Source organism: Bacillus cereus group sp. MYBK220-1 (assembly GCF_051916445.1).
GTDB lineage: Bacteria > Bacillota > Bacilli > Bacillales > Bacillaceae_G > Bacillus_A > Bacillus_A cereus.
The window spans coordinates 222,265-233,702 of sequence record NZ_JBQAGQ010000006.1 but is presented as its reverse complement, the minus strand read 5'-3'; the positions used below and the strand labels follow the sequence as shown (position 1 = coordinate 233,702).

Here is an 11,438-nt window from a genome sequence, read left to right as displayed (position 1 = left end):
CACTGGTTCCACCGGGCCTACTGGCTTCACTGGTTCCACCGGGCCTACTGGCTTCACTGGTTCCACCGGGCCTACTGGCTTCACTGGTTCCACCGGGCCTACTGGCTTCACTGGTTCCACCGGGCCTACTGGCTTCACCGGTTCTACTGGGGCTACTGGACATACTGGCTCTACCGGTTCCACCGGGCCTACTGGGGCGGCTAGTGTAGGATTAACAAACTATCTATATGTTTTTGATACTACTAACCAATCAATTGCAGTAGGAAGTAGTGTTACTTTTAACACAAATGGACCTATAACAGGAACTGCCCTTAGCCACATCACAGGTACTGGAAATATTATAATTAATACACTAGGAACATATGTAGCAGAGTTTCAATTACAAGCTTCTCGCGAAAACCAATTCTCCCTCGAACTAAATGGTACACCAATTTCAGGTGGACGTTTTGGTACGGGGTCACCACATACAATAAATCAAGGTACTGCTGCTTTTACCGTAACAGTTGTTCCTTCAACATTGACTTTAATAAATAACACCTCTTCAGCAGGTACTATCACTCTCTCAAATAGTGATGGTGGCTCTTTAACAAATGTATCTGCAAGTATAAGTATTTTTCAGGTCGGATAATTAATTTGGTTAGAAAAGTGATTCATAAAATTTACAAATATAAAAAATGAGGTTTCTCTTTTCTAGAGAAACCTCATTTTTTATATTAAATTTTAAACTGGCTCGTATACAAATCAAAATAAAACCCTCTATCTTCCATGAGAGATTCATGATTCCCTCTTTCTAAAATATTTCCATCTTTTATAACAAGAATTTGATCTGCTTTTTCAATTGTTTTAAGTCGATGAGCGATCACAAAACTTGTGCGACCTCTCATTAAATTATTTAGTCCTGCTTGTATTTGTAATTCTGTTCTTGTATCAATATTTGATGTCGCTTCATCGAGAATTAATATATCTGCATCTGCTAAAATTGCTCGTGCAATCGCTAGAAGTTGTTTTTGTCCTTGACTTAAATTCGATCCTTCTGAAGTAATTTCTGTTTCATATTGATTTGGCAAATGCTTAATAAAAGAATGTGCAGATGCTGCCTTAGCTGCAGTGATAACTTCTTCATCAGTAGCATCTAAGCGTCCATAACGGATATTATCCATAATCGAACCAGCAAATAAATACGTATCCTGTAAAACTACTCCTATTTTACTTCGTAAAGAATTAATATCATAATCTTTTATATCTTTTCCATCAATATGAATTTGTCCTTGCTGTATATCGTAAAAGCGAGTTAATAAATTAATGATTGTTGTTTTCCCTGATCCAGTCGGACCAACTAAAGCAATTGTCTCTCCTGGCTGCGCTTTAAGACTCACTTCTTTTAAAATCGTTTTATTTTCTGCGTAGCCAAATGAAACATTCTCAAGTGCAACATGCCCTTGTAAATTTTGTACAACGAATGCGTCTTTTTTATTTTGAATTTCTGGTACCTCATCCATAATCTCAAAAACACGTTCTCCACCAGCAACTGCCGCTTGAATTGTATTCATTAAAGTCGCAAATTGACTTAGCGGTCTTGAGAATTGACGAGAATAATTAATAAAAGCCGCAATAACTCCTACTGTTGTCATTCCGTTTAAGACCATAACTGATCCAGTCCCAATGACAAGGCCTATACCTAAATTATTAATAAAGTTCATACTTGGAAAAATAAAAGCTGAAAATGTATCAGCCTTCGTAGCTGAAACTCTTAGCTGTTCATTAATTTTATTGAAATTTTGTACAGTTTCTTTTTCTTTTCCGTACAACGTTGTAACATCCGCACCTGTAATTGCTTCCTCAATAAATCCATTTAATTCACCTAAATCTTTTTGACGCTTCGCAAAGTTTTTACCACTATATGCAACTAGTTTTTTTGTAACGTAAAACATAATAGGTACTGTAATTAAAGTTACAATTGCTAAAATCCAATTTAAAGCGAACATCGCAATCGTTACACCTATAAAAGTTAACGCTGATGAAATAATTTGTACAACACTTTGTGTCAAAGCTTGATTCAAATTATCTATATCATTTGTCACACGGCTCATTAAATCACCTTGGGAACGCACATCAAAGAACCGTAAAGAAAGCGTTTGGATTTTCTCAAAAATATCTTGTCGTATTTTTTGAATTGTTTTTAATGCAACGTTAATCATGACAAATGTTTGTAACCATGTTAAAAGTACAGTTACACCGTAAATTGCGATAAGTAACATACACATTCTTGCTGTACCACTTAAATCTTTCGGTACAATATATTGATCAATAATGACCCCCATAAAATAGGGACCTAATAATCCAAGTAAAGTAGTAACAACGACTAGAAATATAACAAACATAAGAGCAGCTTTTTGGTAGCCCATATAGTTCCATATCCGCATTACAGTTCCTTGAGCATTTTTAGCTTTCCCCATCTTTGGCGTGTTTCGTCCACCTTTATTAGCAAATTGCCCTTGAAAATTACGCATGTTCTTCCCCACCTTCTTTATGCAAATTACCACCTTGGGAAAGATAAATTTCCTGATAAACCTCACTTCGTTCTAACAATTGTTCATGTGTACCATTGCCAACTAATTCACCATTATCTAATACAAGTATTTTATCCGCATCCATTATGGAAGAAATTTTGGACGCGATTAATAAAGTCGTTGTGCCTTTATATTTTGTTTTTAAAGCTGTTTGAATAGTAGCCTCTGATTTTGCATCAACTGCTGATGTAGAATCATCTAATATGAGAATCGGTGGTTTTCTCACAAGTGCCCTTGCAATTGATACACGTTGTTTTTGTCCACCTGATAGATTTGTCGCACCTTGTGTTAAATTATATTGATAAGATTCTTCCAGCTTATTGATAAACTCAGTCGCACAAGCTGATGCAGCTGCTACTTCCAGCTCATCATGTGTTGCATCTTCTTTACCATAACGTAAATTCTCTTCTATACTACCTGAGAACAACAATGCCTTCTGAGGTACAAACCCTATTGAAGCACGGAGTTTTTGCAAATCATATGTTTTAACATTTATTCCATCTATACATATTTCACCTTGATCCACATCATATAGACGTGGTAACAGTTTCGCTAAGGTAGATTTACCACTTCCAGTTGATCCAATAATCCCTACTTTTTCACCTTTTTGTATGTTAAACGAAATATCTTTTAAAACGTATTCATTATTTTTCGTATAGCTATAACTAACATTTTTAAATTCGATATTCCCCTCGATTTTCTCAGGTTCGATTGCATTCGCTTCGCTTATTATATCAACCTCGGTATTTAACACTTGCTGTACACGATCCGCAGATGGAAAAGCTCTCGCAATTTGAATAAATACCATGCTAATCGACATAAGTGACATTAAAATGATATTCAAGTAATTAATAAATGCCAAAATCGCTCCTACTTGAAGCGTTCCATTGAATACTTTTTCTCCACCAATCCATAATGTTGCGACAATCCCGCCACTTACAACTAGCATAATGATTGGCATCATTAAAGAAATAAGCTGCACAGCTCGAATATTTATCTTCGTTAAATTTGTATTTACACTTCCAAATTGAGCGATTTCATATTTTTGTCTTACATACGCTTTTATAACACGTACACCAGATAAATTTTCTTGTAACTTTGTATTCACTTTGTCCAATGCCTCTTGCACCTTTTTAAATGTACCACTTGCTTTACTTGCAATTAAAATAATCGCAAGTAATAAAATCGGAACAACTACAAGTAATATTGGAAATAACTCTCTTGCTGTTACAAAAACAATAATTATACTTCCGATAAATAACAGCGGACCACGAACGAGAACACGTAATGTCATCGTCATTGCTGATTGAATGGAAGTGATATCATTCGTCACGATCGTTAATAATTTACCTGTTCCAAATGAATCACGATTATTACTAGAAAATGTTTCTATTTTCGCAAACACATCTTTTCGTATGTCAGTAGCGAAATTAACAGCTGCTTTTGTAGAATACATCATACACCCAAGCCCTCCAACTAAACCGAGTGCTGCTGCTCCTATCATAAGAAGCCCCATTTTTATTACATAATTTAAATCCCGATTTGCAATCCCAACATCAATGATATGTTGCATAATAGTCGGTTGAATTAAGTCCATCGCAACCTCAAGTACCATAAATAGCGGTCCAATAATAGCGAAGAACATGTATGGTTTTAAATACTGTAATAACTTACGAAATGATTTCATACATAGTCTCCTTTTCCCATGAAATTACCACTGAATAATTCATATCCCTCCTTATTTAAGCGATATTTTTTGTAATTTCTTCATTACTTCTATTATATTATGTAAATTAATATTTAACATTATTAAATGATAAGTATTAATGACTTTCTGGTCAATACATATGCTTTATATTATGTAAATACAAAAACCGCATTCTTAATGAAAAGAATACGGTTTTTCATCTATAATTCTTCAATTGTAAAATGTAAAAACTCAGTCTCAAATCCCTTATTTTTAGAAGGACTACACGTGTAAAAACCTATTTTAATAGGCTCATTTCCTATATCCTCCATTAAATGAGCGATTCTTATTTGTTCCCATTGATGTCTCTTTTTCACATATATTGTATAATCACCGCGTTTTCGAATAATTCGAAAACGAAGTTGTTGCTTAGCTGCTTCAGTTGGATAATCTTGCGTTGACCAATCAGAATATCCATTATTCGTTACGACAGCACCTAAGTGAGATGGCCCTTCGGGGATATATTCTAAAGATGTTTTTAGCCAACAGTTCTCCGAAATCATAACAAAAAGACCTGCTTGATCGAATTTTGAATTTGGATTCATACGTAACTGAACTTCAGCTTGAAAGTCTGTCATCATCTCATTATAAAATACATGACCATTCATTACTTCAAAACCATAATGTGTTTTAAGCCAAAAATCAGTTTCTGCTTTCGAACGGACAATAAACGCATGATTATCATTAATTTTATAGTATTCAGGTACATTCATTATAGTGAGTTGCTCAATATGTTCTGGTATATACGATATATTCATAGCTCCTCCATAATAAAGCATTTATATAGACATTTAAAACTCCGCTAATACTGGGAATTTATAACCTTTAAAATCTAACTCTTTATCACTTCGAACCATTAAATACTTGCTAGACTGTACTTCTGTAAACTGTACTTCCTCAACCCCTAATTGATCCGGAGAAAAATAAAATTCGATTTCCGTAAACCTTTCATTGATTTCTCCACATAATTCATCTAAAACCGGAAGTACTGGCGCAAATACTCCAAATAATTTCAACTTTTCATTTTCTACTTCATAAACGATTAGAGCATCTAGTTTCTCTGAATAATACAATTTCTCATTCCATTCCGAATCATACATATTCAAATAAAATGAAGGATGGAAGTTTAAAGTTGAAAAACTATTTGAAAGTCTTTGGCTACTATCAATAGTTTCATGTATTAACTGTCTATTCTCTATATTATAGTAATCTAACTTTTTAAGTAGTGAATCGTTATTATTAATATTTTTATCATATGGTATAGTCATCAAATATTCCTGCACAACTTTAAATCCAAATGCTGTATATAGTTCAGGGTTTTCCGTAAACAATAATGCACATTCACATTTCTTATCGATTTCTTCTATCATTTTACCCATTAATTGTGTCATTAACCCTTGTCTACGAAAATTAGGGTGTGTCATTACTGATTGAATACCCGCTGCATTTATTTTTTCACCATTAATTAATAATGGGAGTGAAAATGCCGCAACATTTGCAATCACTTTATCTTCTTGTAAAAATGATAAAGCTTTATATGTATCATCCCAATATCCTTTATCCGAAAAATCATTCAATGTTTGAGTTGTAATTCCAAACACTTCTTCAAATAAAGGAAATAACTGCTCTCTTTTCGGTTCTTCTATTAGAAGACTTGCCAATTTTTCAACATTCCCCATGTTGTACCTCCAAATGTTAAATTCCATTAAATTAGATATACTTATATGACCTACTCTTAAAAATAGAGGTCTTACCAATCAATATACTATCATAAAACATAAAAAAAAAGTCTAATTAATTTTATGTTTCGACTATTTGAAAATAAGTCGAATAAAAAAATATTAAGATTTTCGGATATTAATTAGTTTATTTTATAAAAATAGCGCTTTCTAATTAGCTTTTACTAATAGAAATACACTATTTATAATAAAATATTTTTATTCTTTTATCCCTTCAAGTCTTTCCTTCGTATTAATTTCTTCTCCACTTATACGCTTTTCAAAAGACTTTCTCCAACTATTTGAAAGTGCATTTACTTCTAATATCCTTTTTACCCCTTCAATATTTTGTTTTTCCTTATGCATGATACGGTTAGCGAATGCTACTGAAACACCTTTTGGATCAGACTGTAGTCTTTTTAAGGTGTCGACTGATGATACCCATCCTTCTTTTAATACACGAAAATAAAATCCTGTATATCCTGTTTCTTGAAAATATAGTGGTAACTTTGGAATATTATATTTTTTTGCTAATTTAAAACAAGGTTGCCTTGGTTGTGTTACCTGTACGATTGCCTGTCCTAGCTCAAACGTATCACCAATACAAACATCCTCTTCGCTCATACCACTAACTGTTATATTTTCTCCGAAAGCCCCATATACAAGATCTTGATTCAATTCTTTTTCCCAGTATGGATAGTGATCACCAGTATAAACACAAACTGCTTTATCTACTCCTCCATGATGAACTAAGTCAGCTTGTCCATCCCCATTAAATTTTACAAAGGATAAATATACCGGTTCCTTTACTTGTTTCTTATTTATGCCTGTATGAATTACCTTTCCACCGTATGTAACCTCTTTTGGTAATCCTATATTTAAAGATAATAATTGATATTCATTAGCCATTCTATTTCCTCCTTTACAGGTGTTACATGTATTTTCTCTCGATTAATTTTTACAACCCTCTCTGCTATATAAAGATGATTATAAAACCTTTAAAATCATTGTTCAATTCAATTATTTATATAATAATGATAGGTATAACCTATTATTATACTTGAGGTGATTCCAATCGAATTACGACAACTTGAATACTTTTTAGCTGTTTCAAAAGAATTACATTTCACAAAAGCAGCTGAGAAATTAAATATTTCACAGCCTTCACTAAGTCAACAAATACGTGCATTAGAGCATGAAGTAGGAATGCCACTTTTCGATCGAATTGGTAAAAAAATATCTTTAACTGAAGCAGGGAAGATTTTATTATCACATAGTAAAACCATTTTTCATGAAGTCGAACAAGCTCGTTCAGCTATTCAAGATCTAAACGGATTACAGCAAGGTTCCTTAAGAATAGGGGCTTTGTTAACCGTCGTAAATTATTTACTACCAACAGCGATTTTAAATTTTAATAATTTATATCCCAATATAGAGCTTTCTGTATTAGGGCTTCGCACAGGAGATATTCGTGAAAAATTATTACAAAACGAACTAGATATTGGAATTACATTTCTCCCGGTGCAAGATAAAGAGATTATCTCCATTCCTCTATACAAAAGCGATCTTATATTAGTCGTGCCCACTGGTCATCGATTAGCTGAACGTAATCATGTATCTATTGCTGAATTACAGAACTACCCTTTAATTCTTTTACCTAAAAATTTCTTTTTAACCGAACTAATTACATCTCATTGTCAAAAATTCAACTTTAAACCAAGGCCAATTTTAGAAATTAGTACGATGGAATCTTTAATCCAGATGGTTTCTAAAGGAATGGGAATTACAGTGTTACCCAAACCATATATAGACTTTTTACAAAATAAAAACATTCAAGCTATTAAAATAGAAACCCCTACTCCAACAATTGAAATAGGGCTAATTTATAGAAAAGATAAATATATGTGTGCTGCAACTCGAGAATTTATTGAGCAACTAAAAATCACAGTACGTTCTTTCCAAAACTAAACAAAAGAGATTATCCTATGAAACCGTTTCACAACGATCTAGTAGAATAATCTCTTTTCAAAACAAAGTAAACATTATATTTAACTCTTATAAACTTTAATGTACCTTTTTAGATATTGGAATATATTTTGTAAAATATGCACCAACTAGCAATAATACAATTGAAAATAACCAAGTAAAAGCACCGCCAAAATGAAACCAATATGCAAACATATTTAAGATTGCAAGTGAAAAGAAGCAAATAGAAGTTAACGCACTTTTCAATCCTTTTATCCCAGATTTTTTTCTCTTTTGATAAGCAATATACATCGCAATAATAAGAAAAAAGATAAGAACAAATGGTAACATAACTTTTAGCATTTGTAATCCCTCCAGTATAAACGCGCTCTTTACATCACCATCTTATCCCATTTATCTTTTAGGTATCAATTCATTCTTATCTTCCTTCCAAAAGTCAGTATAAGTTTTATTTTTAAAGTTCACGTTCATCTCAGAAAACGGCATACTTCCTCCAACTTTCAATGAGTACCAGTCGTTTAAAAGTGGTGAACCGAAACAAATCTTCATTGTACGATCATGTAAATCGAATAATACAGAATGTAAAGTTCCAAACCATTCTTCATAGTTATGTACAGTTAGTCCATCAGGATATTCTTCTTCTACTAACTCTTTTAAAGACTCTATGCTCACTTGTTCATATCTATTTAAATGCTCATGTAAAACGTGATATCTCTTTGTAGATTGTTCTAATTTCCTATTATTTAATTTCTGAATTGATGAACTAACTGCATGGTTTGTTGATACAATAAAAGCTTGGTTGTCACCATCAATCGTTGTTGTGGATTTATGACCGTCAAATATTTCAATATGTACTGCGTTTAAAGGATCAGCTACTATTAAATTAATATTACTAGCAATTGGTATTTCTTCTATTAGTAACTTAGCTTTCTGCACATTTTTACATTTCTCCAACAACAGTCGAATTACTGCAAAACACTGTAAACCATTTACCATTGGCTTTCTTAAACCTGCAATGTTTCCTACTGGTTGACCACATGCTGAAAATGTAACAGATAATCCATGTTCGTTAACCCCTTCTGTTCGACCAAAATATTGAGTAGAAAAACCACTATGTGCATACGCACCTTCAACATGCGTCGAGCAAAAACGCATATCATCTATTACTGGTGACAAATCATAATTCCTTAATACATATGTGTGCTCTAAATCGGTCTTTTTAGGTAATACTGCACAATGACTACAACCTGCTTTCAATAGTGTTTGATAGTAATACATCATATTTTTTGAAGGAATTTTTAACACTTCACAAAACCCTTCAATTTCTTCATTTATGCCTGGACAATGTTTGTTTAGTATATTTCTCGATTCTGTCCAATGGTTATTAGATATTACATTTTCTTCGTGTATAAATTGCGGGATGAGATATGGATTTTGTTTCACGAATTCCCCTTGTTGCTTTCCAATCTCATAATAACTTCCTTTTAATGATGAAAAATACCCCTTTACTTGATACATCAAATCCCCCTCACATTGGATATATCCATATCATACCAAATGGATTCCATTCATCCTTGATGTTTTTTACTATCTTTCTTTAACACCATCCCATATTAATATCTCCACTAATAATTATTTACTAGACAATTAAAGTTTTGTTAATATTGCTGTAATAGCTTTATTTCAAAATAAAGTAGTTTGGATATCAAATGAGCAAAATACTTTGTTAAACCCACTTATAAGCAATCATCTAATTCATGAAATCAAAAAACTTATTTATCAAAATAAAAGGAGAATTTATGTATGAGTAGTTGCAAACCAATTGATAAATTAACTATTGAGGACCTAAAACAAAACCCCATTTGGGAATGGGCAATAGATGAAGAGGAAAACGAAGAACATGACGAAACATGGGTAAAACCAGCGGCAACTACTAATTTTACAGAAGAATTAAACGGTTCAATCGTACTAGGCGAATTATTCTTACATAATGGTGAAAAATTCCCTATGATGTGTGAAATTGATATTGAAGGTGACGAGGCCGTAATTCGTTCTGTTGTTTATTATAAGGAAGCAAAAAATGAGTATATTGCTATAGAAGATATTGTGAAAGCGGTCGAAATGCCGTTATCGATTATTATTAATCTTACAATTCATGCAGAATCCAAAACCTTACGCTTCACTGTACATAAAGTAGATATTTATAAAAATTCAATAACGACTAATTTTAATTAAAGTTGGCCGAAATAAAGAAAACAATTATGAAATAAAAACTGGGGAATCATTAACGATTCCCCAGTTTTTTAAACTATATTAAAGTACCCCCTTTTCCACTAAAGTCTCTGCGATTTGAACTGAATTCCAAGCCGCACCTTTTAATAGGTTATCGGAAACAATCCAGAGGTGGAATCCGTTTGGCGTATCAGGATCTTTACGTATTCTTCCGACAAATGTATCTATTTTCCCTTCTGCATATAATGGCATTGGATACAGCTGTTCACTAGGGTTATCCTGCAAAATAACACCTGGTGCATCCATTAGTATTTCCTTGATTTCCGCAACGCTTGCTTCTTTTTTCAGTTCTATATAAACCGATTCTGAATGCCCCGATACAACTGGAACACGTACACAAGTAGCTGCCATTTTCAGGTTTTCATCTTCTAATATTTTCTTCGTTTCTTGAATCATTTTGACTTCTTCAAAAGTAAAATCATTGTCTGTAAATATATCTACTTGAGGCAGTACATTAAATGCTATTGGATAATGTTTTTTATCTTTTTTCACCGGTAATATATTACTTTTCACTTCTTCACCAGCAAGTATAGACTTAGCCTGCTCTTGTAATTCATGAATCGCATGAATGCCAGAACCCGATACAGCTTGATATGTTGAAACGATAATTCTTTCTAAACCGAATGATTTTCGAATCGGCTGAAGTGCTGTTACCATCTGTAATGCTGAACAATTTGGAACTGCAATGATACCTTTATGCTGTTTTAAAGTGTGCGCATTCACTTCCGGAACAACGAGCGGTACATCTTGCGCCATTCGGTACTCACTTGTGTTATCAATTACAATCGCACCACTAGAAACTGCATGAGTTACAAATTGTCTAGATACTTCTCCCCCAGCGCTAAAAAAGGCAATATCTACACCTTCAAAGCTAGTTGTTTTTGCCTCTTGTATAATTATCTCTCGTCCTTTGAATCTTACTTTCTTACCAGCGGATCGTTTTGACGAAAGCAATGTAACTTCAACTATATTAAACTTCATTTCATTCTCTAACAGTTCAATAATTTTTTGCCCTACCGCACCTGTAGCCCCAACAACAGCTACATGATAGCCCTTTTTGATCATCTTTTCTCCTCCAATATCACTTGAATGAATATTTCTACAATTTCATTTTATACAGAATTT

The 11,438-nt window shown here is 33.1% G+C and carries 11 protein-coding genes; 3 read left to right on the top strand and 8 right to left on the bottom strand.

Annotation, left to right across the window (positions count from 1 at the left end; translation table 11 throughout):
• Positions 1-628 (top strand): collagen-like protein (locus ACTFRU_RS22890; protein ID WP_440037882.1); only part of this gene is annotated, 628 nt, incomplete at its 5' end.
• 85 nt (positions 629-713) lie between these two features.
• Here ACTFRU_RS22890 and ACTFRU_RS22885 read toward each other — a convergent pair.
• The 5 genes from ACTFRU_RS22885 to ACTFRU_RS22865 form a co-directional block, all read right to left on the bottom strand.
• Positions 714-2,510 (bottom strand): ABC transporter ATP-binding protein, encoded by a 1,797-nt coding sequence (locus ACTFRU_RS22885; protein ID WP_139850031.1) that lies wholly within the window; start codon positions 2,508-2,510, stop codon positions 714-716.
• Positions 2,503-4,257 carry an ABC transporter ATP-binding protein gene (locus ACTFRU_RS22880; RefSeq protein WP_139850033.1) on the bottom strand — a complete coding sequence of 585 codons (1,755 nt, stop codon included), beginning with the start codon at positions 4,255-4,257 and terminating at the stop codon, positions 2,503-2,505. The genes ACTFRU_RS22885 and ACTFRU_RS22880 overlap by 8 nt, the downstream gene beginning before the upstream one ends.
• Positions 4,258-4,478: 221 nt before the next feature.
• Positions 4,479-5,075 (bottom strand): DUF1349 domain-containing protein, encoded by a 597-nt coding sequence (locus ACTFRU_RS22875; RefSeq protein ID WP_001027672.1) that lies wholly within the window; start codon positions 5,073-5,075, stop codon positions 4,479-4,481.
• A gap of 33 nt (positions 5,076-5,108) precedes the next feature.
• A complete protein-coding gene (locus ACTFRU_RS22870) occupies positions 5,109-5,996 on the bottom strand; it encodes a GNAT family N-acetyltransferase (protein WP_000528674.1) in 888 nt (295 codons plus the stop codon).
• A gap of 258 nt (positions 5,997-6,254) precedes the next feature.
• Positions 6,255-6,944 (bottom strand): MOSC domain-containing protein, encoded by a 690-nt coding sequence (locus ACTFRU_RS22865; protein WP_001262998.1) that lies wholly within the window; start codon positions 6,942-6,944, stop codon positions 6,255-6,257.
• 156 nt (positions 6,945-7,100) lie between these two features.
• On the opposite strand from ACTFRU_RS22865, the gene ACTFRU_RS22860 reads away from it, so the two are divergent.
• On the top strand, positions 7,101-8,003 hold the full coding sequence (locus tag ACTFRU_RS22860) for a LysR family transcriptional regulator (RefSeq protein WP_139850037.1): 903 nt from the start codon (positions 7,101-7,103) through the stop codon (positions 8,001-8,003).
• A gap of 96 nt (positions 8,004-8,099) precedes the next feature.
• Here the strand turns inward: ACTFRU_RS22860 and ACTFRU_RS22855 are convergent, their stop codons facing one another.
• Together ACTFRU_RS22855 and ACTFRU_RS22850 are read right to left on the bottom strand one after the other, a co-directional pair.
• Positions 8,100-8,363, bottom strand: a complete 264-nt coding sequence (locus ACTFRU_RS22855; RefSeq protein ID WP_016122487.1) for a hypothetical protein — start codon at positions 8,361-8,363, stop codon at positions 8,100-8,102.
• A gap of 51 nt (positions 8,364-8,414) precedes the next feature.
• Positions 8,415-9,539 carry a C45 family autoproteolytic acyltransferase/hydolase gene (locus ACTFRU_RS22850; protein ID WP_088363958.1) on the bottom strand — a complete coding sequence of 375 codons (1,125 nt, stop codon included), beginning with the start codon at positions 9,537-9,539 and terminating at the stop codon, positions 8,415-8,417.
• Positions 9,540-9,824: 285 nt separating this feature from the next.
• Between ACTFRU_RS22850 and ACTFRU_RS22845 the strand changes: the two genes are divergently transcribed.
• Positions 9,825-10,256 (top strand): hypothetical protein, encoded by a 432-nt coding sequence (locus tag ACTFRU_RS22845; RefSeq protein ID WP_048558433.1) that lies wholly within the window; start codon positions 9,825-9,827, stop codon positions 10,254-10,256.
• A gap of 78 nt (positions 10,257-10,334) precedes the next feature.
• Here the strand turns inward: ACTFRU_RS22845 and ACTFRU_RS22840 are convergent, their stop codons facing one another.
• Positions 10,335-11,378 carry an aspartate-semialdehyde dehydrogenase gene (locus tag ACTFRU_RS22840; protein ID WP_088363957.1) on the bottom strand — a complete coding sequence of 348 codons (1,044 nt, stop codon included), beginning with the start codon at positions 11,376-11,378 and terminating at the stop codon, positions 10,335-10,337.
• Positions 11,379-11,438: the final 60 nt, after the last annotated feature.

Excerpts from the sequence above, each read along its gene's own strand:
- ACTFRU_RS22865 (WP_001262998.1), bottom strand. The coding sequence starts at position 6,944 with ATGGCTAATGAATATCAATTATTATCTTTAAATATAGGATTACCAAAA.
- ACTFRU_RS22875 (WP_001027672.1), bottom strand. The coding sequence starts at position 5,075 with ATGAATATATCGTATATACCAGAACATATTGAGCAACTCACTATAATG.
- ACTFRU_RS22850 (WP_088363958.1), bottom strand. The coding sequence starts at position 9,539 with ATGTATCAAGTAAAGGGGTATTTTTCATCATTAAAAGGAAGTTATTAT.
- ACTFRU_RS22880 (WP_139850033.1), bottom strand. The coding sequence starts at position 4,257 with ATGAAATCATTTCGTAAGTTATTACAGTATTTAAAACCATACATGTTC.
- ACTFRU_RS22840 (WP_088363957.1), bottom strand. The coding sequence starts at position 11,378 with ATGATCAAAAAGGGCTATCATGTAGCTGTTGTTGGGGCTACAGGTGCG.
- ACTFRU_RS22885 (WP_139850031.1), bottom strand. The coding sequence starts at position 2,510 with ATGCGTAATTTTCAAGGGCAATTTGCTAATAAAGGTGGACGAAACACG.
- ACTFRU_RS22870 (WP_000528674.1), bottom strand. The coding sequence starts at position 5,996 with ATGGGGAATGTTGAAAAATTGGCAAGTCTTCTAATAGAAGAACCGAAA.
- ACTFRU_RS22845 (WP_048558433.1), top strand. The coding sequence starts at position 9,825 with ATGAGTAGTTGCAAACCAATTGATAAATTAACTATTGAGGACCTAAAA.
- ACTFRU_RS22855 (WP_016122487.1), bottom strand. The coding sequence starts at position 8,363 with ATGCTAAAAGTTATGTTACCATTTGTTCTTATCTTTTTTCTTATTATT.